Origin of the sequence: Frateuria sp. GZRR33 (assembly GCF_051900425.1) — a bacterium.
In the GTDB taxonomy this organism is placed as follows: Bacteria; Pseudomonadota; Gammaproteobacteria; order Xanthomonadales; family Rhodanobacteraceae; genus Frateuria_A.
On the sequence record NZ_JBHZGK010000003.1, the window covers coordinates 88,482 to 112,376 of the forward strand.

Here is a 23,895-nt window from a genome sequence, read left to right on the forward strand (position 1 = left end):
TGCGCGACCGCCCTCCATCCCGGTCGCGCACAGGTGCGCTCCTGCATCGTTTGGCGGATCCTAGGCGACCGCGGTGACCTGCGCGGGCGCCCGATCGAACAGCGCCGGCACCGGGCCGGTGCAGGCGGGCAGGTCCTCCACCGGGACGCCGTCGCGCGCAGCCATCGCGGCTATCGCGCCAGCCACTTCGTGCAGCAGCGCCAGATTGGCGTTCAGCCGCAACCTCATGCCCGCATCATCCAGCGTGTCGCGCAGGCCTCGGTTCAATTCCACCAGCCAGGGGGCCCGGCACTGGTCGAGCAGACCAGCGGCATTGTCTTGGCCCGCGCAGGCGTGCCACCGGCCGAAGAACGCCTGCATGCGCTCGTTCAACTGCTGCGCGACGGCCAGTTGGGGCGCCAGTTCGGCGAAGAGCGCGCCGTCGCCCAGCCGCTGCTGGAAGAACAACTGGCACAGCACGCCCCAGTAGTAGCTGTAGTCCCAGGCCACCTTCGCCGGCATCACGACGGCGTTGCCGAAGAGCGGGTACTGGCCACGGTAGAGCGCCAGGGTGCTTTCGTAGAACGAGAAGTACAGCCGCTGGTAAAGCCGCACGTGGGGTGCCAGGGGCGCGCCGGCGCGGTCCTTTCCGATCAGCATGCAGATGTAGGTGTTGGCGATCGCGATGAAGTCGCCGCCGGGCGAGTAGAACGGGTCGAGGAACAGGCCGGCCTCGCCGGTCAGCGCCCAACGGTCGGCGCTGAACACCTGCGCGCATCCGTAGGAACAGCCGCGCAGGAAGCGGAAATCCATCAGGGTATCCGCGCAACGCTCGACCGCCCGCGAGAGCGCAGGTTGGTGGCGTGCGAGCCAGGTCCGCGCGCGCGCGAAATCCTGGAACGACTCCAGCGGATGGATGGCCTCGTCGGCCACGATGCCGATCGAGTGGGCGCCGCTGGACAGCGGGATCAGCCACACCCAGTAGCCGTCGCCGCACAGGTGGTTGGTCGAGCGCCAGCGTTCCGGCGGCTCGCAGCGATCATGCCAGGCGGCGTTGTCGCGACACCATTCGTCCAGAACCAGGCGCTCGTCCAGCCGGAACCAGGCAGCGTTGACGTGGTGGCCGTTGTCCCGGGTCAGCTCGAGGCGATGGCGCAGCAGCCCCGCGCGGCCGGAAGCGTCGAGCAGCCAGCGGCAGGCGAGGGCATGCTCGCCTGCCTCGTCGCTGTAGCGGACGCCATGGGATTTGCCGTCCCGGCCCAGCTCGAAACCACGCACGCGCGCGCCGTCGCGGAAGTCGATCCCGCGCCGCCGCGCCTCCTCGCCGAGGAAGTTCTCGAACAGGCCGCGGTCGATCTGGTAGCTGGGCGTGGGCAGCACGCGGCTCACGCCCAGTTCCGTGCACTGGTCCAGGCGGTCCTGCCCTTCGCTGAAGAACATGCGCAGCCCGAACTTGCGCAACTGCGCCTGCTGCAGGTGCTCGTGCAGGCCCAGCACCTGTTCGAAGTAGTGCGCGGCGATCTCCACGGTCGACTCGCCCACCTTGTGCGCGGCCAGCGGCAACGGGTGCCGCTGGCGTTCGAGCACCACGATGTCCATGTCGGGGAACTCGCCGCGCAACTGCAGGGCCAGGCACAAACCCGCCAGGCCGCCGCCGAGAATGACCGCATCATGCGTTGTATGGGCGTCCGCCATGCCGCTCTCCCCCGGTTGGTCGGTCGATGGTGCCTCGGATGCCGCTCGCATGCATCCGCCAGGGCCGCCGCGTCCCCCGCGGCAGGGCCGCTTAGCGGGTCGCGCGCGCCGGCTCGCCTGCCTCGATCGCGAGCAACCCTTCATCGTCGATGACGATGGGCGGCGTCTCGTGCGAGCGGCGATAACTGTCGACGATGCGACCGTAATGCACCACGCGGCCAAAGGTGTAGGTGGTGATGCGCACGACGTCGCGCACCGGGCTGAAATGGCTCAGCCGGAATTCCCCGTGGTAGCGCGAGGCGATCGGCACCGAAACCACGCCCAGACCCTTCTCGCGGCAGGCGGCGATGAGGATCGCCGCCTCGAACACGAAGTTTTCGGCCGGGAGATCGACCAGTTCAAGCGCCGCGCGCGGATACCAGCGCTGGCCGCTCTGCGTATCGGCGACCGGCAGGCCGCAACCCCAGGAAATGCCCCAGTCGGCCACCGCATTGGCGCGGCGACGGCTCTTGGGCTGCTGTTCGCGCTCGAGCAGGCGCGCACCGATCACGACGTGCTCCGGGTAGCGCAGCGCAGCGGCGACGATGCGCGGGATGTCGCTGGCCAGGTGCTGGCCGTCGCCGTCCATCGTGACCACCGCATCGAAGCCCTGCTTCAGGGCCTCGCGGAAGCCGTGCCGCAGTGCCTCACCCTTGCCGCGCCGCTGCGCATGGCGAAGCAGGGTCACCGGCATCGCGCCCACGATCTCCGGGGTACGGTCGTCGGAACCGTCGTCGACCACGATCACCGGCACGTTCAGCGCCAGGGCCGATTGCACCACCTGCTGGATCGCCGCCTCTTCGTTGAGGCAGGGGATCAGCACGCACCAGCGCGGCGGGTTGGGTTTCACGCACATTCCTCCAGGTCGACGTCCATGGCGAGCGAGCCGGCTGCCATCAGGCGGCAGCGACCCGCGCCCTGCGCAAGCAGCGCCAGCAGCGGCAGCGCCACGGCCGCGGGACTGCTGGCGATCCACTCGGCCGGTACCGGCGATGAGGCTGGTCCGGCGGCGATGCTACCGGGACAAAGGTGCAGAACAAGTCGGCCCAGCGTGGACGGGCCGACGTGCGGGCTCAGTACCAGCGCGCAGCCGAACGGCGCGGGACTGTCCGTCACTTCGGCCAGCGGGCCGGTGCCGGCAGTGTCGCTGCACACCAGCAGCACGGGCCGCGCATCGGCCAGCGCCAGGCTCGCCGCCTCGAGCAGCCCGGCACCGAAGCTCGCGCGCTGCGCGCACACGGCGTTGGACGGTGCGTGGCAGCCGGTGGCCATGGTCCAGTAGCCGGCCGGCGCATTGTGAACGGAGTTGTGGAAGCGCGTGGGCGAGAGCTCCGACGGCGCGCTGGCGAGGACCGTGCACATGTAGTCCATGATTGCCTGATCGCCGTGCGAGGACGTGAAGACGCAGGGCAGGGTAGCCGCCTCGCGCCCGCTCATCGCCACCGCCTGGGCGGCCACCTCCACCGCCAGCAGCACGCTTTCCGGCGCCCGGCGACGCTCGCCCGCCGGCAGCACCGTGGCCGCCGGGCGCGGTGAAGGCGGCGCTGGCGCCTCGCCCTGCAAGGCGGCGCGCAGGGCGCCGAAGTCGACCAGTTGCGGCGACCACACGCCGGCGCCCTCGACGTAGATCGTCAGCGCGCTCATGCGCCCTGCTCCGCGCGGGCGAAGGCCAGGCAGGCGTTGTTGCCGCCGAAGCCGAACGAGTTGCTGAGCGCCACGTGGACCGGCCGCGCCTCGGTGGACCAGGCGAACTGCGGCCCGCAGGCGGGGTCGGGCTCTTCCGCGCCGAGGTTGCCGGGCACCAGGCCGTGCTCGATCCCCAGCAGGGCGACGACCGCCTCCACGATCCCGGCGGCGCCGAGCGTGTGGCCGGTGAAACCCTTGGTGCTGCTGGCACGGGTCGTCGGCGGGAAGGCGCGGGCGATCAGCGCGGCCTCCACCTCGTCGTTCTTCTGGCTGGCGGTGCCATGCAGGTTGATGTAATCGACCTGGGCCGGCTCCAGTCCCGCGCGTGCCAGTGCGTCGCGCAGGGCCAGTTCGGCACCGAGGCCTTCCGGGTGCGGGGTGGACATGTGGTGGGCGTCACTGGCCTCGCCGTAGCCGAGCAGCCGCGGCGCTTCCGGCGCAGCTACGGCGCGTTCGAGCAGCGCGAAGCCGGCCGCCTCGCCGATCGAGATGCCGCTGCGGGCGCGGTCGAAGGGCTTGCAAGGCGCCGGGGAAACCAGTCCCAACGCATTGAAACCGAACAGCACGCTTTCGCACAGCGTATCGACGCCACCGACCAGCGCGGCGTCGACCACGCCCAGGCGGATCAGCCGCTCGGCGCTGGCAAAGACCTTTGCACTGGAGGAGCAGGCCGTGGAGATGGTCAGGCATGGCCCTTCCAGTCCGAGCGCGTCGGCGAGGAAGCCGGCCAGGGAATGCGGTGCATGGATCGGGCGGCGCAGCATGTCGTCCGGGAACCCGCCGTCGGGATCCAGCCGGCGGTAGGCCTCCTCGGTCGCGCCGATACTGGCGGTCGAAGTGCCCATCAGGAGTGCCACGCGGGTCGCGCCGTAGCGTTCACGGGCGGCTCGCGCGGCGTCCAGGAAACCGTCCTGGTTCAGGCCCGCCCAGGCCAGACGGTTGTTACGGCACTCCCAGGCGGCGAGCGCGGCGGGCAGCGGGTTCTGTTCGAGGCCATCGACGCGCCCGATCCAGCACTCGAGCGGACCGAGGCTGAAATCGTTGGCGCGCAGGCCCGTGCGGGCCTCGGCGATGGCACGACGGTGCGCCTCACGGCCGCGGCCGAGGGCGGATGTGGCGGTGTAGGCGCTGACCGCCAGCGGAGCGATGGGTTGCAACATCGAACCAGCCTAGCGGCGGGCCGGGGGCTTGCCTAGCCTCGCCTTCGGGTGGCCTGGTCGTTGTTCATGCTTTCTTGGGCAAGCGGTCGGATCCGCGCAGGGCGCGGCTTGTGGGTGGCGGCCGATTGCAGCGGAGCCGCCGGCTGCGCACACTGTTCGTTTGCTGCCCGCCGATCGCCGTGCCGCCGTCGACCTCCCAACGCAACCCGTGGCGCTACCTGCGCGACGCCGACGTACTGCACGCGGCCGTGGTGACGCTCCTGGCGGTGGTGCTGAGCGCGGGCATCGTCTGGCTGGGTTATGTGGTTCATGTGTGGAACATCGCCAGGCGTGCGTCGACGACGCTGCCGGGGCGCTGGGTGGTACTGGTGTTCGGGCGGCAGCTGGTCGCCGATCAACCGGAGGCCGACTACCGCGGTCGATTGACCCGCGCGCTGGCGATGTTGCGTGGCGGCATGGCCAGCCGGGTGCTCTTGCTCGGCGGGCGAAGCGGCGGCACGCGGAGCGAGGCGGAGGCCGCTCACGCGTGGCTGCACGGACAGGGCCTGCCGGCTGGCGCGCCGGTCGAACTGGAACAGGAATCGGTCGATTCGCTGGAGAACCTGCGCCATGCCCGCGGCCTGCTGCAGGGGGGCGACCGCGCCGAGGTGCTTCCGCCGGTCGCGCTGCTGACCAGCCGTTACCACCTGGCACGCTGCCTGCTGCTGGCGCAACGGCTGGGCTTCGACGCCCATGCCGTGGCTGCCGAGGACGCCTTGCCGTGCACGCCGCGCTACCTCGCGCTGCTGCTGATGGAAGCGACCTACCTGATGTGGATCGATCTGGGCGTGCGCTGGGCGCGGCTGATCGGCCACCGCCGCATGGCTGCGCGGATCAGCTGAAGCGTCTTGTGCGGCCGGATCGCGCGCGGCAGACTCGCCGCGCCGCGTTCCGCGGCGTATCTCAAGACAGGGGAAGTCCGATGTTCCGTTCCCGTTTTCTGCTGGTCCTGCTGCTCCCGCTCCTGCTGCTGACGATGGCGTTCCGCCAGTCGCCGCTGGTCGACCCCGCGCCGATCGCGGTGCCCGCCGGCATGAACGACGTGCAGGTCGGCAAGGCGGTCAAGGCCGCGCTGCTTGGCCGTGGCTGGACCGTTACCGACGAGCAGCCAGGCAGCACCAGCGCCCAGCTCAGCCGCGACGAGTGGGTCGCCAAGATCCGCGTCGATTTCGATACCAGGCACGTGCAGATCCGCTATGTCGACAGCAAGAACCTCAAGTACGAGGTCAAGCGCGACGGCACCCACCTGATCCATTCCAACTACATGGGCTGGATGCAGTACCTCTCCGGCGACATCGGCCGCAATCTGGAGCTGGTTTCCGCCACCGCGAGCTGACCGTCCAGCCACCCGCGTCGACGCGCCACAGCGTCGGCGCGGGCCTGCTTGCTAAGCTCTGCGGCAGTCCCCGCAGCGACCCTTTCGATGAGCCAGCAAGCCGACCAGGCCGAAACCTTCCTGCAGGAAGCGCAGGACCGCATCTGCAGCGCGGTCGAACGCCTCGACGGCGGTGCGCGTTTCGTCGAGGACCGTTGGACCCGCGAGGCCGGCGGGGGCGGGCGCACCCGCGTACTGCGAGATGGCGCGCTGTTCGAGCAGGCCGGAGTCAACTTCTCCCGCGTGCACGGGCACACCCTGCCACCGAGCGCCACCGCGCACCGGCCGGAATTGGCCGGCGGCAGCTTCATCGCCACCGGCGTGTCGCTGGTGCTGCATCCGAAGAATCCGTACGTGCCGACCACGCACGCCAACGTGCGTTATTTCGAGGCGAGCAAGCCGGGCGTGGAGCCGGTCTGGTGGTTCGGTGGCGGTTTCGACCTGACCCCGTTCTATCCGTTCGACGAGGACGTGCGGCATTGGCACACGGTCGCGCGCGACCTGTGCGCCCCCTACGGCGAAGACGTCTATCCCCGTTACAAGCGCTGGTGCGACGACTACTTCTACCTCAGGCACCGGGACGAAACCCGCGGCGTGGGCGGGCTGTTCTACGACGATCTCAACGAAGGCGGCTTCGAGCGCTGCTTCGCCTTCACCCGCGACGTCGCACAGGGTTTCCTGGATGCCTATCTGCCCATCGCCGAGCGTCGCCGCGACATGCCATACGGCGAGCGTGAGCGCGAGTTCCAGCTGTACCGGCGCGGTCGCTACGTGGAGTTCAACCTGGTTTGGGATCGCGGCACGCTTTTCGGCCTGCAGTCGGGCGGGCGCACCGAATCGATCCTGATGAGTCTGCCGCCGCGGGTGCGTTACGAGTACGCCTACACGCCCGAGCCGGGCTCGCCAGAGGCGCGGCTGCAGGACTACCTCAAGCCGCGCGACTGGCTGTCCGAAGCCTAGACCGTAGGGTGGGCTTCAGCCCACCGTGACCTGCGGGCCGGACCGGCCGGCTGAAGCCCACCCCACGGAGCTGCAGAGGGCCTACGGCTGGTTGCCGCTGAACTTCACCGGCGTGGCGCCCTTCACCGGGCCGATCTGCGCGCTGTCGCTGACCTGCAGCACCACGTCGTGGCGGAACTCCAGCGTGCCCTGCACGACGGCGTGCGGGCCGATCACGATGTGCGGCGTGCGGTTGTGGTGGAACCAGCCGCCGTTGGGCCTGTCGACCAGGATGCCGCCTTCGACGCGCGAGTTGGCGCCGATGGCGATGTCGCCATCCACGGTTTCCACGCCGCCGCCAATGTGCGCCGCGTCGAGTTCGATGCGGCCGTTGACGTTGGACACATGGCCGCTCACGTCGGCGCCCTTGGCCAGGTCGATGTGGCCATTGACCGCCTCGATCTCGCCGTTGACCTTCGCTCCGGCCTGCAGCTCGATCCCGCCGTTGACCGTGTTGACCGAACCGACGGTCGCGCGCTCACCCAGCGTGATCCCGCCGTTGACCGTGTCGGCCTTGCGCGCGCTCGCGCCGTCGGCGAGCGTGATGTCGCCATTGACAGTGCTGAGCTCGCCGGCGCTCTGACCCGCGTCAATGCGGATGTCACCGTTGACCTTGTCGATGTCGTTGTCGGAGGCGACCGCCGCCAGCGGCAGGGCGAGGGCAAGAGCGATGAGCAGATGGCGCATGGTGGTGCTCCTTCGTGGGAATGGACATCAGATGCGTGGTCGGCCGCCGCGGTTTAGCGTGACCTTCGGCAGGGGCGGATTTGACGCCGCCGCGGGGTCGCCCCACCATTTCGCGTTTCCGCGCCAGGTTTTAAGCCATGCACAAGCTCGTCCTGATCCGCCACGGCCAGTCCCAGTGGAACCTCGACAACCGCTTCAGCGGCTGGGCCGACGTCGACCTCACCGAGCAGGGCATGGCCGAGGCGAAGGAAGCCGGCCGGCTGCTGGTGGAGGCGGGCTATGCCTTCGACGTGGCGCACACCTCGGTGCTCAAGCGGGCGGTGCGCACGCTGTGGGGCGTGCTCGACGCGATGGACCTGATGTGGATTCCGGTGATCACCGACTGGCGCTTGAACGAGCGCCACTACGGCGGCCTGACCGGCCTCAACAAGGCCGAGACAGCCGCGAAGTACGGCGAGGACCAGGTCAAGATCTGGCGCCGCAGCTACGACATCCCGCCGCCGCCGCTGGAGCGGGCGGGCAATCCGTCGCTGCGCGATCCGCGCTACGCCCTGCTCGATCCCTCGATGATTCCCGACACCGAGTGTCTGAAGGACACCGTCGCCCGCGTGCTGCCCTACTGGCACGACGTGCTGGCGCCCGCGGTGGCGTCGGGCCAGCGCGTACTGGTGGCCGCGCACGGCAACTCGCTGCGTGCGCTGATCAAGTACTTGGATAACATCTCGGACGAGGCGATCGTCGAGATGAACGTGCCCAATGGGGTGCCGCTGGTGTACGAGTTCGACGACCAGATGAAGCCCCTGCGCAGCTACTACCTCGGCGACGCGGACGCCATCGCGGCGAAGATGGCCGCCGTGGCCAACCAGGGCAAGGCGAAGTAGGTTCGCTGTTTCGTCGATCCGCGGGTCGATATCCAGCCGACCGGAAAATGCTGGACAGCCAAATTCGCTGGAATTGTGTACTTCGGCAACGCCAGCGGTTGACTGCACACCGCTCGTTGAGGGACGCGCAAGGCATTGCGCCCGCCGGCCGGCACGAAGGGATTGAACAACGCAACAAGGCGGGCTCCGGTCCGCCGTCGGCGTCGCAGGAAGGTGGCAGAGCCCTCCGGGCCTCGCTACAGCGCGTCGTTGTCCAGTTCGCCGGTGCGGATGCGGATGACCTGTTCGAGCGGGCTGACGAAGATCTTGCCGTCGCCGATCTTGCCGGTACGCGCCGACTGCTGGATCGCCTCGATCACCCGCTCGAGCTGGTCGTCGGCCACGGCCACCTCCAGCTTGATCTTGGGCAGGAAGTCGACCACGTACTCGGCGCCGCGATAAAGCTCGGTGTGGCCCTTCTGCCGGCCGAAGCCCTTGACCTCGGTCACCGTGATGCCCTGGACGCCCACCTCGGCCAGCGCCTCGCGCACGTCGTCCAGCTTGAACGGCTTGATGATCGCCACGACCAGCTTCATGGATGCTCCTCGCTCGCTTCCCCTTGTGCCGTGACCATTGTGCCTGCCGCCCGGCGGCCTGTCGCCCCGGCGGGGCGTGTAGGACAATCCCTACATTCTCTGGCGGAGCCGGCCGATGGTGCACCCACGTTCACGTTACCTAGACTTCCTACCGACCCGCTCGAGGCGCCGTCCATGATGGATCGGCAGGAAATCGACCGAATTGCCCTGCGACTTGTGTCGCTGGTACCGCCAGGGTTGGCACAGGCGCAGCAGGATTTGCGAACCAACTTCCACGATGTCCTGACGCAAGGATTGCGTCGCCTCGAACTGGTCACCCGCGAGGAGTTCGAAGTCCAGAGTCAGCTGTTGGCGCGCACCCGCGCCAAGGTCGACGAACTGGAGAAGCGCGTCGCCGAACTGGAGGCCGACGCAGCTACCCGCGGACTCTAGCTGCCAGCTCCCGGGAGCCGCCCCCGATCCGTCACCCTCACCCCGAGAGCGATCGGGGGCGGTTATTTTTTGCCTGACGTTGATGGGGCCGCGTTCCACCATGCATTCTGGCGACTCCATCGTTCACGGCCGGCACGCCTGGCGCGCCTCATGCGCGACCCTGCGGCCGGCCGCCCGCCCTGCCACCGTCGGGTGGCATGTGCCAACCGTGTTTCTCCAGCCGTTGCGGTCAGGGACGACCGCGCACTGGCCGGGTGGGATGCTGCCGTGAGCCTGGCCGTCACCTTGAGCCGCGCCCAGGAAGGCGTCGCCGCACCGCAGGTGATGGTCGAGGTGCACCTGTCCGGCGGCCTGCCGGGTACGCATATCGTCGGCCTGCCGGAAGCAGCGGTGCGCGAAGCACGCGACCGCGTCCGCGTGGCGATCCAGAACGCCGCGTTCGAATACCCCAACCGCAAGGTAACCGTGAACCTGGCGCCGGCCGAATTGCCCAAGGACGGCGGCCGCTTCGACCTGGCCATCGCGCTGGGCATCCTCGCCGCGGGCGGACAGGTGCCGCGGGAGAAGCTGGACGAATGCGAGTTCCTGGGCGAGCTGGCGCTGTCGGGCGACCTGCGCGGCGTCTCCGGCGTGTTGCCGGCGCTGCTGCGCGCACGGGCGCGCGGGCGACGCGTGGTGGTGCCGCGGGCCAATGCCGCGGAAGCCGCGCTGGTGCCGGAAGCCGATGTACTGGTCGCCGATACCCTGGCCGACGTCTGCAGCTGGCTGCGCGATGCGCAGGAACTGGCCCTGCCAGGCCGGGCCGACGACGGGCAGACGGTCGATCCGGGCGTGCCCGACCTGGTCGACGTTCGAGGCCAGTTGCAGGCCCGGCGCGCGCTGGAAATCGCCGCCGCTGGCGGCCACCACCTGCTGCTGATCGGTCCGCCCGGCACCGGCAAGACCATGCTGGCCGAGCGCCTGCCCGGCATCATGCCGCCGCTGGGTGAGACCGAGGCACTGGAGACCTGTGCCGTGCTGTCGGTCGCTGGACAGCCGGTGGATCCGACGCGCTGGCGTCAGCGGCCCTTCCGTGCGCCGCACCATACGGCCTCGGCGGTAGCGCTGGTCGGTGGCGGTTCGCATCCGCGGCCGGGCGAGATCTCACTGGCGCACAACGGCGTGCTGTTTCTCGATGAGCTCCCCGAGTTCAACCGGCACGTGCTGGAGGTGTTGCGCGAGCCGCTGGAATCCGGCCAGATCCTGGTTTCGCGCGCCGCGCGGCAGTCGACCTTCCCCGCCCAGTTCCAGCTGGTCGCGGCAATGAACCCGTGCCCCTGCGGTTACGCCGGCGACGCCCGCGAGCGTTGCCGTTGCACGCCCGACCAGATCCAGCGCTACCGCGGGCGCATTTCCGGCCCGCTGCTCGATCGCATCGACCTGTGCGTGGAGGTGCCGCGCGTGCCGCTGGCCGAACTCGGTGCCCCGCGCAGCGTGTACGACGAGGATTCGGCCACCGTGCGTGCGCGCGTGGTGCAGGCGAGGGAGCGTGCGTTGGCCCGCGCGGGCCGGGCCAACGCCGAGATCAACACGCGCGAACTGGAGCGCGACTGCGCGCTGGGCGAGCCGGAGCGGCGCTGGTTCGAGGCCGCGCTGGAGCGGCTCGGGCTCTCGGCGCGCGCTTATCACCGCATCCTGAGGGTGGCGCGATCGATCGCCGACCTGGACGGAGGCGCGGCTCTGCTCGACCGCGCGCATCTGGCTGAAGCGCTGCAATACCGCCGTTTCTGAGGTTTTCTGAACTCGCGGGTATTGACTTCCCTTGGTTACGGTCTAATATCTGCACTCGCCGGTACTTAAATGCGTCCGGCCCGCCGCCCCGGTATCGGTACCCCTCCCTCCCCCGCCCGATACCGGGGCCGGCCCCTCCTTCGGATACACCGTTCGCTGATCGCACGGCGTAATCCCTGTTTGTCTCCTCCGCCTTCCTCTGCGCCATCGGCCTCGTACGAGGACGGATCCCGCGCGCGCATCGTCATTTTTCGCAACTGGGAGTCGTTTCCCATGGGAAGGGGCGTCTGGGTGCGTGCTTTCGAAACGGCCGGAGCTCTCGGGCAGAATGGGCGCCCCGGAAGCGAAGGACGGCCGATGACGCTACAACCCGGGCTGATGCTGGCGTGCATGCTGGGTATCGGCTTCCTCGCCCAGTGGCTTGCCTGGCGCGTGAAGCTGCCGGCGATCCTGTTCCTGCTGCTGGCCGGCATCGTGCTGGGACCGGCGACCGGCGTATTCCGGCCGGACGCGATGCTGGGCGACCTGCTGTTCCCGCTGGTTTCGCTGGCGGTCGCGTTGATCCTGTTCGAAGGCAGCATGACGTTGCGGTTCCACGAGCTGCCGGGCATCGGCCGCGCTGTGCGTGGCCTGGTCAGTTACGGCGCGATCGCGGCGCTGCTGCTGCTGGCGCTGTCCGCGCGACTGATCGCGGGACTGAGCTGGGACGTGGCACTGTTGTTCGGCGCGCTTACCTGCGTGACCGGGCCGACGGTGATCGCGCCGATGCTGCGCACGCTGCGTCCGAATGCGCGCATCGCCAACACGCTGCGCTGGGAAGGCATCGTGATCGATCCCCTGGGCGCGCTGTTTGCCGTGCTGATCTACGAGGCCATCGTCTCGCACCAGGAAGGCCACACCGTCGGCGTATTCCTGGGCACGATCGGTTGCGGCGCGATCATCGGCGCGCTGGCGGCGTGGGCGCTGGCCTGGCTGCTGCGGCGCCAGCTGATTCCCGAATACCTGCAGAACTTCGGCGTGCTGGCGACGGTGCTGCTGGCTTTCAGCCTGTCCAACACGATCGCGCACGAATCTGGGCTGCTCGCCGTGACCATCATGGGCATCGCGCTGGGCAACATCCGCAACGTGCATATCGATGACATCCTGGACTTCAAGGAAAACCTGACCACGCTGCTGGTCTCCAGCCTGTTCATCCTGCTGGCCGCGCGGCTGCGGTGGCCGCTGCCGGACGGCATGCTGTGGGCCGGCATTGCGGTGTTCCTGATCGCCCAGTTCGTCGTCCGGCCGCTCACGGTGGCCTTTGCCAGTGTGGGCAGTTCGCTCAGCTGGCGCGAGCGGGCGCTGATTGCCTGGGTAGCGCCGCGCGGCATCGTGGCGGCCTCGGTGTCGGCGCTGTTCGCGCTGCGCCTGCAGGAGCTGGGCGTGGCGGGTGCCGAGGCGATGGTGCCGCTGGTGTTCATCCTGATCATCGGCACGGTGGTGCTGCAGAGCGCGACCGCGCGGCCGCTGGCGCGCTGGCTGGGCGTGGCCGAGCCCGAGCCGCGCGGGGTGCTGATCTACGGCTCCGACGAGGTGGCGCGCGCGGTCGGCAAGGCGCTGGCCGACGCTGGTTTCCGTGTGGTGCTGGCGGACGATGCCTGGGACGGCATCCGTCTGGCACGGATGGAAGGCATGGCAACCTTCTTTGGCAACCCGGCTTCGCCGCACGCCGAGCGCAACCTCGATCTCACCGGGCTGGGCCGGCTGCTGGCGATGTCGACGCATCGCGAGCGCAACTCGCTGGCGTGCGTGCACTACCGGCGAGAGTTCGGCCGCGAGAAGGTGTATCGGCTGCGCAACCTCGCGCCGCATGAGGCGACCGATCGCGCGGCCATCGCCGGCAACCTCCTTGCGCCGCCGCTGTTCGGCGAGGAGATGACGCATGCGCGCTTTGGCGAGTTGCTGGCGGCGGGGTGGCGGATCAAGTCCACGCGCCTGACGCCGGCGTTTGGCTGGAGCGACTTCACCGAGCGCAACGGCGCCCAGTCGGTGCTGCTGTTCGGTGTGGATGAGAAGGGCAACCTGCGGGTGGCGTCGGCCAAGCGGCTGCTGGAACCGAAGGCTGGGTGGCTGGCGATTGCGCTGACGCCGCCGGCGGAACCGGTGGGCTGAGGAAGGACATCCCAACCGCCTGTCGGCGCCTTCCCCCGTGACGCGGGGGAAGGATCGACAGGGCACCTTCCTCCATCGGGCGGAGGAAGGTGCCCGAAGAGCGGATGGAGCCGCCTTGGCTCAGGCGGCCGACGCGCGCTGGAACTGCGCTTCCTCGGTCGAGCCCTTCAGCGCCACGGTCGAGGACTGGCCCTGCTGGATCGCCTGGGTGACCTGGTCGAAGTAGCCGGTGCCGACCTCACGCTGGTGCTTGACCGCGGTGAAGCCGCGCTCGGCGGCGGCGAACTCCTTCTCCTGCAGGTCCACGAACGCGCTCATCTGCCGGCGCGCGTAGCCATGTGCCAGCTCGAACATGCCGTAGTTGAGGCTGTGGAAACCGGCCAGCGTGATGAACTGGAACTTGTAGCCCATCGCGCCGAGCTCGCGCTGGAACTTCGCGATCGTCGCGTCATCCAGGTTCTTGCGCCAGTTGAAGCTCGGCGAGCAGTTGTAGGCCAGCAGCTTGTCCGGGTACTTGCCGCGAACGGCCTCGGCGAAGCGGCGCGCGTCATCCAGATTCGGCTTGCTGGTTTCGCACCAGACCAGGTCGGCGTAAGGCGCGTACGCCAGGCCGCGGCTGATCGCCTGCTCCAGGCCCGGCTTGACCCGGAAGAAGCCCTCGACCGTACGCTCGCCGGTGAGGAACGGCTTGTCGTTGTCGTCGACGTCGGAGGTAAGCAGGTCGGCCGCGTCGGCGTCGGTGCGCGCCACCAGCAGCGTCGGCACGCCGCAGACATCGGCGGCCAGGCGCGCGGCGGTGAGCTTGTCGATCGCCTCGCGGGTCGGCACCAGCACCTTGCCGCCCATGTGCCCGCACTTTTTCACCGCGGCGAGCTGGTCTTCGAAATGCACGCCGGCAGCGCCCGCCTCGATCATCGCCTTCATCAGTTCGAATGCGTTGAGCACGCCGCCGAAGCCGGCCTCGGCATCGGCGACGATCGGCGCCAGCCAGTCGATGTCGTCGCTGCCCTCGGCGTGGTGCAGCTGGTCGGCGCGCAGCAACGCGTTGTTGATGCGCTTGACGACCTGCGGCACCGAATTGGCCGGGTAGAGCGACTGGTCCGGATACATCTCGCCGGCGACGTTGGCGTCTGCCGCGACCTGCCAGCCGGAGAGGTAGATGGCCTTCAGGCCCGCCTTCACCTGCTGCATCGCCTGGTTGCCGGTCAGCGCGCCGAGTGCGTTGACGAAGTCTTCCTTGTGCAGCAGGTGCCAGAGCTTCTCGGCGCCGTGGCGGGCCAGTGAATGCTCGATCGGCACCGTGCCGCGAAGGCGCGCGACGTCCTCGGCGCTGTAGTTGCGGCGCACGCCGGCCCAGCGCGGGTTGTTGGTCCAGTCCAGGGTGATCTGTTCGGCGGTCGGCAGGTTGGTTTTCATGTTCTCAGGCTCCGTGAGGTTGCCTGCAGGAGCGCGCCTGTGCGCGACCGGGATGCATGGCGGTCGCGCACAGGTGCGCTCCTACAGAGGGGCGGTCAGGCCAGTTGCGCGTAGGCGGGCAGGGTGAGGAACGCGCCGAGCTGTTCGGCGTGGGTCAGTTCGCTGAGCAGGCGGGCGGCGTCTTCGGCGCAGCGGGCGCCTGGATGCGTGCTTTCGCGCAGGCGATGGGTGTGCGCGGCAAGCGCCTGGTCGAACAGCGCCATGTCGATCGGCGCACCGTCGGGGAACTCCAGCGGCACGCAGTCGGAGACGACGTCGCCGGCGTAGTGGAGCCATTGCCACAGCTGCGCGCGGGCGATCTCGGCCGTGGCCGCATCTTCCATCAGGTGATGGATCGGCACGCAGCCCAGGCCGTCGAGCCAGGCGGCGGTATAGCGCAACGCGACCTCGACGTTGTTGTCGAAGCCGGCGCGGGTGATCGTGCCGCAGGCCGGCGCCAGCAGCTGGTCGCGGGTGACGTGGACGTCCTCGCGCAGCACGTGCAACTGGTTGGGCTCGGGCATGTAGCGGTCGAAGATCGCCTGCGCCACCGGCACCAGCGCCGGATGCGCGACCCAGGTGCCGTCGTGGCCGGCGTGCACCTCGCGCAGCTTGTCGGCGCGCACCTTTTCCAACGCCGCTTCGTTCGCCGTGTCGTCGCCCTTGATCGGGATCTGCGCGGCCATGCCGCCCATGGCGAAGGCGCCGCGGCGGTGGCAGGTCTTGATCAGCAGTTCCGAGTAGGCCTTCAGGAACGGGACGGTCATCTGCACCTGACCGCGCTCGGGCAGCAGGCGGTCGTGGTGGCCGCGCAGGGTCTTGAGGTAGGAAAAGATGTAGTCCCAGCGGCCGCAGTTGAGGCCGACCACGCGCTCGCGCAGGGCGTGCAGGATCTCGTCCATCTGGAACGCCGCAGGCAACGTCTCGATCAGCACGGTCGCCTTCATGCAGCCGCGCGGCAGGCCGAGCTGGCTCTCGGCGTGCGCCATGACGTCGTCCCACAGCGCCGCCTCCTCCATCGCCTCCAGCTTGGGCAGGTAGAAGTACGGGCCGCGATCGCGCGCCTGCAGGGCGCGGGCGTTGTGGAAGGCGAACAGGCCGAAGTCCACCAGCGCGCCGGCCATCGGCTCGCCGTCGACCTCGAAATGCCGCTCCGGCAGGTGCCAGCCGCGCGGGCGCACGACCAGCACCGCCGGATTCGCGCCGAGCTTGTAGTCGCGCCCGTCGGGCGAGCGGTACGCAATGGTGCCGGCCACCGCGTCGATCAGGTTCTGCTGGCCGTCGAGCTGGTTGACCAGGGTCGGCGTCGAGGAGTCCTCAAAGTCGGCCATGAATACCTTCGCGCCGGAATTGAGCGCGTTGATGATCATCTTGCGCTCGACCGGCCCGGTGATCTCCACGCGGCGGTCGCGCAGCGCGGCAGGGACCGGTGCCACCTGCCAGTCGCCTTCGCGGATGGCGCGGGTGTCGGTGCGGAAGTCGGGCAGGGCGCCGGCGTCCCACCTGGCCTGGCGTTCGCCGCGCTTGGCCAGCAGTTCACGCCGGCGGGCATCGAAGCGGTGGTGCAGATCGGCCAGAAAGGCCAGCGCATCGGGGGTGAGCAGGCTGGCGTAGGCGGCGGTGTCGCCGTGGACGGTCAGCGGGCCGGGGTCGAGTCGTTCCTGCGGGACGGCCATGGTCGAGCTCCTTGGAGGGGTGCATCCACGCTAGGCCCGCATGCCAGCCTTTGACAAAGCGAATGTTTCAATCTTTCGTATTGAGAAAATTAAAGTAGTACGCAAAAGTGCATCAAAACGGCCCTCGAGGAGGACTACGGCAGTGAACCGGAAAGTTCAGGGGCGCCGGGCGAAGCCCGCAAAAGCGGCCGCGAGGGGCCAGCAGGCGGTCGAAGCCGCCGAGCGCTACTACTACAAGGGCAACCGCCACAAGCAGCTGCGCGCCTTCGTCAGCATCGTCAAGCTGGGAACCCTCACCCGGGCGGCCGAGGCGCTGTTCCTCTCCCAGCCGACCGTCACCCTGCAATTGCAGGCCCTGGAGCGTGAACTGGGCGTGCCGCTGCTGGAACGGCGGCGACGACGCATCAACCTCACCGACGCCGGCGAGGCGCTGTACGAACTGGCGCGCCCGCTGATCGAGGGCTGGGAGAACCTGGACCGCGACTTCCAGGCACGCGTCAAAGGCCTCACCGCGGGCCGGCTGACCATTGCCGCCGGTGCCTCGACCATCCAGTACCTGCTGCCTGATCTCGTGCGGCGCTACCGCGAGGCCTATCCGGCGGTGCACCTGCAGCTGGCCAACGTCACCGGCCGCGACGGCCTGGCACTGCTGCGCGCGGACGAGGCCGACTTCGCGGTGGGCTCCATGCTGGATGTGCCCAACGACATCGCCTGGGCGCCGCTTCGCCACTACGACCCGATGCTGATCACCCCGCGCGATCACCCGCTGGCGCGCAAGGCGGAAGTCGCGCTGGAAGACCTCTCGCCCTACGGCCTGATCCTGCCGCCGCAGCGGCTGTCGACCTACCGGCTGGTGGATTTGGTGTTCCAGCAGCGCCAGGTCCCCTACCAGGTGGCGATCGAGGTCGGCGGCTGGGAGGTGATCAAGGAATATGTCGCCTCAGGCTTGGGCATCTCGATCGTGACCGGGATCTGCATCACCGAGGCCGATCGCGCCCGCCTGGCCGTGCGCAACATGAAGCGCTTCTTTCCCCAGCGCAGCTACGGCGTGGTGATGCGCAAGGGCAAGTTCCTCAGCGCCGAGGCGCGCGCGTTCGTCGACCTGGTCAAGCCCGGCCTGCTGACCCATCGCGAGCATGACGAGCCCGGCCACTCCGGCCGCTAGCGATCAGGCCTGCCGCTGGAGCGCCAGCCGCAGGCCGAAGCCCAGCAGCACCGTCCCGCAGGCGCGGTCCATCCAGCCGCCCAGCCGCGGGCGGGCGAGCAGCAACCGGTGGATGCGCCCGCCCAGCAGCGCCAGCACCAGCGACCAGCTCAGGCCCGTACCGATGAAGCTCGCGCCCAGCACCAGCAGCGCCCGTTGCGGGTGGCTGCCTTGCGGGGCGATGAACTGCGGCAGGAACGCCAGGTAGAACAGCGCCACCTTCGGGTTGAGCACGTTGGTCAGCAGACCCTGGCGGAACGCCGCGCCCACGCCCTGGCCGCGGGTGGTGGCCGGCGTGCGCGCGGTCGTGCGTGCAAGCAGCATGCGCAGGCCGATCCAGACCAGGTAGGCCGCGCCCAGGTACTTGAGCAGGCTGAAGGCGAGCGCCGAGGTCATCAGCATCGCCGACACGCCCAGCACCGCCGCCGCCGTGTGCACCACGCAGCCGGCGTTGATGCCCAGCGCCGCGGCGAAGCCCACCGCGCGCCCCTCGCGACCGCTGCGGGCGAGGATGTAGAACGTATCCAGCCCCGGTGTGAGGTTGAGCGCCAGGCAGGCGAGCAGGAAGGCGCCGAAGTGCGCGATGCCCAGGGCAGCCATTACACGCCCGGGTCCGCTTCGGCCTTCTCGGTGTTCCGGTGCTTGCCGCGGTAGCCACGGAAGAGCGCGCGGATGCGCGCCATGTCCGCGTCCGGATCGTCGGTCGCGTACTGCGGCGTGCCGAGGGTGAAGGTCCTGGTCGGGTAGTCCAGGAATACCGGCAGGATCGGCACGCCGGCCTCGTGCGCGATGCGCAGGAAGCCGCTTTTCCAGTGCGTCACGTGCTTGCGCGTGCCTTCGGGGGTGATGCCCAGCCACATGCGTGGATGGTCGGCGAAGCGGCGCACCATCTGGCCGACCACGTTGAGCGCGGCCTTGCGGTTGATGCCGATCATGCCCAGCGGCCGCAGGATCAACCCGAGCGGGCTGTCCAGCACCTCGCGCTTGATCATCACCTTGATGTCCGCGCCCAGCGCGATTTTCATCATCAGCCCCCACACGCCGTCCCAGTAGGACGAGTGCGGCGCGCCGATGATGATCAGCTTTGGAACGTCGGGCAGTTCGCCGAGCAGGCGCCAGCCGGACAGGCGCAGCAGCCCACGCATCAGCCAAGGCCAGAACCGACTGTCGATCCGCGGCGCCTGCGGCGGCAGCGGCGGCAGGATGGCGTCGCTCATTCGCCGCTCCAGTCGCGCGAGCGGTTCTGCTTGAGCTTGCCACGCTGCTGCTTGCCGGCCAGGCGGCGCTCCTTCGAGGCGCGCGTGGGACGGGTCGCCACGCGCTTCTTCGGTGCCACCAACGCGCCGCGCACGATCTCGGCCAGCCGCTCGCGCGCGTCGTCGCGGTTGCGCGCCTGCTCGCGGAAGCGGCGCGCCTGGATCACCAGCACGCCCTCTTCGGTCATGCGCCGGTCGCGCCGCGACAGCAGGCGTGCGCGCACCGGTTCGGGCAGCGAGGGCGAGGTCGCCACGTCGAAACGCAGTTCCACCGCGCTCTCGGTGCGGTTGACGTGCTGCCCGCCGGGCCCGTCCGCACGCAGGAAGCGTTCGGTCAGTTCGGTATCGGGGAGGGAGAGGGTGCGGCTGATCTGCAGCATGGCGCCAATGTTAAGGCAAGCCGATGAATAAAAAGGCGCGGCTGCCCTGTGAAAGTCCGTGCGGGCGAGGCGTTGCTGCTGGCATGCCGGCCCGCGACCGGCATGTCGAGGCAGGCCGGACGCGGACACGCGCCGTACCGGCCCCCCCGCGATGCCGGCAACGGCCCATGGCGGCGCGACCCCGGCGGAAGCCTGGCCCGGGCGGAGCCCGCCAGGCAGGCCCCTGGCGGGATGGAGCGATGCCCGAACGGGTCGGCACACCCCACAGGCGGCTCCGGCATCGATGCTGTCAAACGAGGCTTGATGGCGAATGCGGCCAGCGGTCAGCCTCTTGCAAGGCGGACGGGAGGGGCCACGCGAAGCGGGCGAGCAACGCCTCGTAGGCGGCATCCAGCGGCGCTTGCAGCGTCATGCGCGCGCCGCTGACAGGGTGCGCGAACTGCAGACGCCAGGCGTGCAGCAGCATGCGGTGGCAGGCGAAGTACTGCTTGTACAGGCGGTTGTGATCGCCGCGGCCATGCTGGCAATCGCCGATCACTGGGTGGTGGAGGTGCGCCATGTGCTTGCGGATCTGGCGGAAGCGGCCGGTCTCCGGCTCGGCGAGTACCAGTGCGTAGCGTTGTTGCGGATAGCGGCCGAGCGCGATCGGCACCTCGACCGTGGCCAGGCGCCGGTAGCGCGTGCGCGCCTCGCGCCGCGGGCCGGTCTCGCGCGAGCCGGGCAGCGCATAGTCGACCAGGCCCTCGGCCGGCTCGGGCCAGCCGCGCACCACCGCCAGGTACTGCTTGTGTACTTCGCGGCCCATGAACTGCTCGCCCAGCGCCGCGGCCACGGCGGCCGAGCGGGCGACCAGCAGCACGCCACTGGTGGCGCGGTCGAGCCGGTGGGCGAGGAACAGTTCGCCGCCGACCTGTTCGCGCAGCAGGTCGACCAGGAAGGCGTCGGCGGGGCCGATCAGCTTCGAGCGGTGCACGGGCAGGCCCGCAGGCTTGTTGACCGCGAGCAGGGCGTCGTCCTGGTAGAGGATCTCGAGCATGGTTTCCTCAGGAGCCCAACAACTTCATGAACCCTTGCAGGAGCGCACCGTGCGCGCCACCTCACCGGGCCGGCAGGCGCGCGGTCGCGCACGGTGCGCTCCTGCAGGGCACTGCGCGGCGATGGGAGGTTCCTGCAGCGCCGCTCAGCGGCGGGCGCTGGTCAGGAAGGCGAGCAGGGCGGCGGCCAGGCAGCCGAGCGCGACCCAGTCCGAGCCATCGGGACCGCCCGCGATCCACAGCAGGGTGGCGCAGCCGAGCAGGGCCGTGCCGAACAGGCCGCCGAGCAGCGCGCGCCGCCGGCGCAGGGCGAGCTCCGCGTGCAGCGCCAGCTCCACCGGATCAGCCAGCCGCCGCTGCTCGCCGCTGGCCGTCTGGCGCAGCGCATCGCGCACCAGCTCCGGCAGCTGCGGCGCCGCCTGCAGCCACTCGGGCAGCCGCTGGCGTACCGCGCGCAGCGTGCGCCGCGCGCTGTAGCGCTCGCGCAGGATGCGCTTGAGCACCGGGTGCGCCACCGCCCAGATGTCGATGTCCGGGTCGAGCATGCGCCCGACGCCCTCGATGTTGAGCAGCGTCTTCTGCAGCAGAATCAGTTGCGGCTGCAGGGTCAGCTCGAAGCGCCGCGCGGTCTGGAACAGCTTGACCACCACCTCGGCCAGCGAGATCTGCGACAGCGGGCGGGTGAAGTAGGGCTCGCACACGGTGCGGATGGCCGCTTCCAGCTCGTCCAGCCGGACCGTCGAGGGCATCCACCCGGCGGCCACGTGCAACTGGGCGATGCGTGCGTAGTCGCGTTCGAACAGGGCGATGAAGTTCTGTGCCAGCCAGTACTGGTCGGCCTCGGGCAGCGAACCCATGATGCCGAAGTCCAGCGCCACGAAGCGAGGTTCCTCCCGCCGCTGCAGGTCCACCCAGATGTTCCCCGGGTGCGCGTCGGCATGGAAGAAGTTGTCGCGGAACACCTGCTCGTAGAACACCCGCACGCCTTTGGCGGCGAGGGCCTTGCGGTCGATGCCGGCCGCGTCGATGGCGACGATGTCGTCCGCACTCACGCCGTGCACGCGTTCGAGCGTGAGCACCCGCTCCGAAGTGAAGTCCCAGTACACCGCCGGCACGAACAGGTCCACGCCGCTCTCGAAGTTGCGCTTGAGCAGGCTGGCGCTGGCGCCTTCGCGCTGCAGGTCCAGCTCGTTCTCGAGCATTTTCTCCACTTCGGCGACGACGTCGAGCGGGCGGATCTTGTCCGCGTTGGGGTGCCAGCGCTGCGCCAGCTCACCCAGTGAGCGCATCAGTGCGATGTCGCGTGCGATCTTCTGCTCGATGCCGGGGCGCAACACCTTCACCACCACGGCGCTGCCGTCGTGCAGGGTGGCGGCGTGGACCTGGGCGATCGAGGCGGAGGCCAGCGGCGTTTCATCGAATTGGGCGTATAGCCGTCCGATCCGCGCCTTCAGCTCGTTCTCCACGATGGCGCGCGCTTCGCTGCCGGGAAACGGAGGCACCTGGTCCTGCAGCTGCGCCAGTTCGTCGGCGATGTCCGCCGGGATGAGGTCGCGCCGGGTCGACAACACCTGGCCGGCCTTGACGAAGATCGGGCCCAGCTCGGTCAGCGCCATGCGCAATCGCGCGCCGCGTGGCAGTTCGCGGGCGCTGGGGCGCGAGCGGGCCAGCAGCGGCCGCAGCAGCTTGAGCGGGCGGTACAGGTGCGCGGCGTCGACCAGGTCGTCCAGGCGCCAGGCAAGCAGCACCGAGGCGACCCGCAGCACGCCGGGCACCACCTTCAGCGGCGTCATGCGCGCGGCCCCACGCGCTGGCGCAGGCGCGTCAGGCGCGCTTCCAGCCGTTCGCTGCGCTCGCGCAGCGCGTCCACGCCATCGAGGAATTCGTCCACCTCGCCCATCGCGGGGGTGAGCCGGGCTTCATCGCGCAACCAGTCGGCGCTGTCCTCGCCCAGGTGCTGCGCACTTTCGCGTGCGTGGCGCAGGCCCTTGGCGATCGCCTGGGCGAGCGGCACGCCGAGCACGTCGCCAAAGCTGCGCGCGAAGGCCTCCTCGAAATCCGGCTGGAACGTGCTGGCGAGCTTTTCCAGGCGGCGCGCGAGGTCGGCGTCGCCGGCGATCTCGACCTTGCCCGGAGACACGCCCTCGTCGCCGCGACGCAGCGCCATCGCCAGCAGGCTGCCGGGGCTCGCCGCCACGCGCAGCTGGCTGGTGTCCTGCGGCGGGCCGACCTTCAGACGCTCGCCTTCCACGGTCACGCTCAAGGCCAGTTCCGGCCCGCGCAGGTGCAGCTGGATGCTGCGCCCGGCCAGTGCGGCAAGTTTCTGGCGCGTGTCCGGGTCGAGCGACAGCGTGTGGTTGAGCGCGGTTTCCAGCGCGCGGCCGGCGAGCTTGCGCAGCGGCTGCGGCAGCCAGGCGTTCGGGGTCGGGGCATTCATCCGGCGATTGTAGCGGCCACCAGCGCCAGCTCGGTCCTCTGCCCTGTGGGAGCCGGCTTGCGGGCGATGCCCTGGCCCTGATGCCGCTGGCCAGCGCATCGCCCGCAGGCGGCTTCCTACAACGTGGCGCCGGCAAAGCCCAGCTGGCGCCAAGCCTCGTACACGGCCACCGCCACGCTGTTGGAGAGGTTGAGGCTGCGGCTGTCGGGCCGCATCGGCAGGCGCAGGCGCTGTTCGGGCGGGATGGCGTCGAGTACCTCGGCGGGCAGGCCGGCAGTCTCGCAGCCGAACAGCAGGGCATCGCCTTCCGTATAGCGGGCATCCACGTGGGCGACGCGGCCCCGGGTGGAGAAGGCGAACACGCGCGGCTGGCCCAGCGCCGCCAGGCAGGCGGCAAGATCGTCGTGCACCGCCACGCGGGCGTACTCGTGGTAGTCCAGGCCCGCGCGGCGCAGGCGCGCGTCGTCCAGTTCGAAGCCGAGCGGGCGGATCAGGTGCAGCGAGGCGCCGGTGTTGGCGCACAGGCGGATGGCGTTGCCGGTGTTCGGCGGGATCTCGGGACGGAAGAGGATGACATGCAGCATCCGCCCATTATCCGCCGCCCGGGCCGTCGATGCCTCTGGCGGGGGCTCGGGTCAGCGCTCAGCTTTCCAGCCGCGGGCAGACCACGCCGTCGGGCGGCAGCATGCAGGTACCGGGCACGGCCATCAGCACGCCGAGTCTCGCGCCGTCATCGGTACCGGCCAGTTGCACCGGACCGGGCACGAACAGCATCGAGGCCATGATCCATCCGCACACCAGCAGGCAGGCGGCGAACAGGCTGCGCAGCAACAGGGTTTCGAGTTTCATGGCTTACATTCCGTGGGCAGAGGGGATCCTGCCTCCTGGGTGGCAAGCCTCGTGCCAGCCGTAGATGCGATCCGAACCCCTTGATTCCTCGGGATTTGTCTGCGGCGGCGCAAGGCGCGTGGGTTGTCCGCGGACA

24 protein-coding genes are annotated in these 23,895 nt (G+C 69.6%); 8 read left to right on the forward strand and 16 right to left on the reverse strand.

Annotated elements, in window-relative coordinates:
• Window positions 1-60: 60 nt before the first annotated feature.
• From ACFWZU_RS04625 to ACFWZU_RS04640, 4 genes are all read right to left on the reverse strand, one after another.
• Window positions 61-1,674, reverse strand: a complete 1,614-nt coding sequence (locus tag ACFWZU_RS04625) for an NAD(P)/FAD-dependent oxidoreductase (RefSeq protein ID WP_439700246.1) — start codon at window positions 1,672-1,674, stop codon at window positions 61-63.
• 91 nt (window positions 1,675-1,765) lie between these two features.
• A complete protein-coding gene (locus ACFWZU_RS04630; RefSeq protein WP_439700247.1) occupies window positions 1,766-2,563 on the reverse strand; it encodes a glycosyltransferase family 2 protein in 798 nt (265 codons plus the stop codon).
• Window positions 2,560-3,357, reverse strand: coding sequence for a beta-ketoacyl synthase chain length factor (locus ACFWZU_RS04635; RefSeq protein ID WP_439700248.1), 798 nt, complete (start codon window positions 3,355-3,357; stop codon window positions 2,560-2,562). Before ACFWZU_RS04635 ends, ACFWZU_RS04630 begins: the two co-directional genes overlap by 4 nt.
• The gene (locus tag ACFWZU_RS04640; RefSeq protein WP_439700249.1) at window positions 3,354-4,559 is read right to left on the reverse strand and encodes a beta-ketoacyl-[acyl-carrier-protein] synthase family protein; all 1,206 of its coding nucleotides are present in this window, start codon (window positions 4,557-4,559) and stop codon (window positions 3,354-3,356) included. The genes ACFWZU_RS04635 and ACFWZU_RS04640 overlap by 4 nt, the downstream gene beginning before the upstream one ends.
• Window positions 4,560-4,738: 179 nt before the next feature.
• Here ACFWZU_RS04640 and ACFWZU_RS04645 point away from each other — a divergent pair, with 179 nt between their 5' ends.
• The 3 genes from ACFWZU_RS04645 to hemF all read left to right on the forward strand — a co-directional run bounded on the left by ACFWZU_RS04645 (window position 4,739) and on the right by hemF (window position 6,933).
• Entirely contained in the window at window positions 4,739-5,440 is a 702-nt protein-coding gene (locus ACFWZU_RS04645) for a YdcF family protein (RefSeq protein ID WP_439700250.1), read from the forward strand.
• 80 nt (window positions 5,441-5,520) lie between these two features.
• Complete coding sequence (locus ACFWZU_RS04650; protein WP_439700251.1) at window positions 5,521-5,934, forward strand: hypothetical protein; 414 nt, start codon at window positions 5,521-5,523, stop codon at window positions 5,932-5,934.
• 87 nt (window positions 5,935-6,021) lie between these two features.
• Window positions 6,022-6,933, forward strand: coding sequence for an oxygen-dependent coproporphyrinogen oxidase (gene hemF, locus ACFWZU_RS04655; RefSeq protein ID WP_439700252.1), 912 nt, complete (start codon window positions 6,022-6,024; stop codon window positions 6,931-6,933).
• Between the two features lie 81 nt (window positions 6,934-7,014).
• Here the strand turns inward: hemF and ACFWZU_RS04660 are convergent, their stop codons facing one another.
• A complete protein-coding gene (locus ACFWZU_RS04660; protein ID WP_439700253.1) occupies window positions 7,015-7,659 on the reverse strand; it encodes a hypothetical protein in 645 nt (214 codons plus the stop codon).
• Between the two features lie 137 nt (window positions 7,660-7,796).
• Here ACFWZU_RS04660 and gpmA point away from each other — a divergent pair, with 137 nt between their 5' ends.
• A complete protein-coding gene (gene gpmA, locus ACFWZU_RS04665) occupies window positions 7,797-8,540 on the forward strand; it encodes a 2,3-diphosphoglycerate-dependent phosphoglycerate mutase (RefSeq protein WP_439700254.1) in 744 nt (247 codons plus the stop codon).
• Window positions 8,541-8,776: 236 nt separating this feature from the next.
• Here the strand turns inward: gpmA and glnK are convergent, their stop codons facing one another.
• Window positions 8,777-9,115, reverse strand: coding sequence for a P-II family nitrogen regulator (gene glnK, locus ACFWZU_RS04670; RefSeq protein WP_439700255.1), 339 nt, complete (start codon window positions 9,113-9,115; stop codon window positions 8,777-8,779).
• Window positions 9,116-9,289: 174 nt separating this feature from the next.
• Here glnK and ACFWZU_RS04675 point away from each other — a divergent pair, with 174 nt between their 5' ends.
• The 3 genes from ACFWZU_RS04675 (at window position 9,290) to ACFWZU_RS04685 (ending at window position 13,468) form a co-directional block, all read left to right on the forward strand.
• Window positions 9,290-9,547, forward strand: a complete 258-nt coding sequence (locus tag ACFWZU_RS04675) for an accessory factor UbiK family protein (RefSeq protein ID WP_439700256.1) — start codon at window positions 9,290-9,292, stop codon at window positions 9,545-9,547.
• Window positions 9,548-9,814: 267 nt separating this feature from the next.
• Window positions 9,815-11,317 carry a YifB family Mg chelatase-like AAA ATPase gene (locus tag ACFWZU_RS04680; RefSeq protein ID WP_439700257.1) on the forward strand — a complete coding sequence of 501 codons (1,503 nt, stop codon included), beginning with the start codon at window positions 9,815-9,817 and terminating at the stop codon, window positions 11,315-11,317.
• A 357-nt stretch (window positions 11,318-11,674) separates the two neighbouring features.
• Window positions 11,675-13,468, forward strand: coding sequence for a cation:proton antiporter (locus ACFWZU_RS04685; protein WP_439700258.1), 1,794 nt, complete (start codon window positions 11,675-11,677; stop codon window positions 13,466-13,468).
• Between the two features lie 120 nt (window positions 13,469-13,588).
• Here the strand turns inward: ACFWZU_RS04685 and aceA are convergent, their stop codons facing one another.
• Both aceA and aceB read right to left on the reverse strand, forming a co-directional pair.
• Window positions 13,589-14,884 carry an isocitrate lyase gene (gene aceA, locus ACFWZU_RS04690; RefSeq protein WP_439700259.1) on the reverse strand — a complete coding sequence of 432 codons (1,296 nt, stop codon included), beginning with the start codon at window positions 14,882-14,884 and terminating at the stop codon, window positions 13,589-13,591.
• 95 nt (window positions 14,885-14,979) lie between these two features.
• A complete protein-coding gene (aceB, locus tag ACFWZU_RS04695; RefSeq protein ID WP_439700260.1) occupies window positions 14,980-16,599 on the reverse strand; it encodes a malate synthase A in 1,620 nt (539 codons plus the stop codon).
• Between the two features lie 256 nt (window positions 16,600-16,855).
• Here aceB and ACFWZU_RS04700 point away from each other — a divergent pair, with 256 nt between their 5' ends.
• Window positions 16,856-17,764 carry a LysR family transcriptional regulator gene (locus ACFWZU_RS04700; RefSeq protein ID WP_439700485.1) on the forward strand — a complete coding sequence of 303 codons (909 nt, stop codon included), beginning with the start codon at window positions 16,856-16,858 and terminating at the stop codon, window positions 17,762-17,764.
• A 3-nt stretch (window positions 17,765-17,767) separates the two neighbouring features.
• Here ACFWZU_RS04700 and ACFWZU_RS04705 read toward each other — a convergent pair whose 3' ends face one another.
• From ACFWZU_RS04705 to ACFWZU_RS04740, 8 genes are all read right to left on the reverse strand, one after another.
• A complete protein-coding gene (locus ACFWZU_RS04705) occupies window positions 17,768-18,403 on the reverse strand; it encodes a LysE family translocator (RefSeq protein WP_439700261.1) in 636 nt (211 codons plus the stop codon).
• A complete protein-coding gene (locus ACFWZU_RS04710) occupies window positions 18,403-19,020 on the reverse strand; it encodes a 1-acyl-sn-glycerol-3-phosphate acyltransferase (protein ID WP_439700262.1) in 618 nt (205 codons plus the stop codon). Before ACFWZU_RS04710 ends, ACFWZU_RS04705 begins: the two co-directional genes overlap by 1 nt.
• Complete coding sequence (gene arfB, locus ACFWZU_RS04715; protein ID WP_439700263.1) at window positions 19,017-19,439, reverse strand: alternative ribosome rescue aminoacyl-tRNA hydrolase ArfB; 423 nt, start codon at window positions 19,437-19,439, stop codon at window positions 19,017-19,019. Before arfB ends, ACFWZU_RS04710 begins: the two co-directional genes overlap by 4 nt.
• 289 nt (window positions 19,440-19,728) lie before the next feature.
• On the reverse strand, window positions 19,729-20,475 hold the full coding sequence (locus ACFWZU_RS04720) for a pseudouridine synthase (RefSeq protein WP_439700264.1): 747 nt from the start codon (window positions 20,473-20,475) through the stop codon (window positions 19,729-19,731).
• A 144-nt stretch (window positions 20,476-20,619) separates the two neighbouring features.
• Entirely contained in the window at window positions 20,620-22,266 is a 1,647-nt protein-coding gene (gene ubiB / locus ACFWZU_RS04725; protein WP_439700265.1) for a ubiquinone biosynthesis regulatory protein kinase UbiB, read from the reverse strand.
• Window positions 22,263-22,910: a ubiquinone biosynthesis accessory factor UbiJ gene (locus tag ACFWZU_RS04730; RefSeq protein WP_439700266.1), complete on the reverse strand. Its 648-nt coding sequence runs from the start codon at window positions 22,908-22,910 to the stop codon at window positions 22,263-22,265. Before ACFWZU_RS04730 ends, ubiB begins: the two co-directional genes overlap by 4 nt.
• Before the next feature lie 116 nt (window positions 22,911-23,026).
• Entirely contained in the window at window positions 23,027-23,494 is a 468-nt protein-coding gene (gene trmL, locus ACFWZU_RS04735; RefSeq protein ID WP_439700267.1) for a tRNA (uridine(34)/cytosine(34)/5-carboxymethylaminomethyluridine(34)-2'-O)-methyltransferase TrmL, read from the reverse strand.
• A gap of 58 nt (window positions 23,495-23,552) precedes the next feature.
• Window positions 23,553-23,759, reverse strand: a complete 207-nt coding sequence (locus ACFWZU_RS04740; protein WP_439700268.1) for a hypothetical protein — start codon at window positions 23,757-23,759, stop codon at window positions 23,553-23,555.
• Window positions 23,760-23,895: the final 136 nt, after the last annotated feature.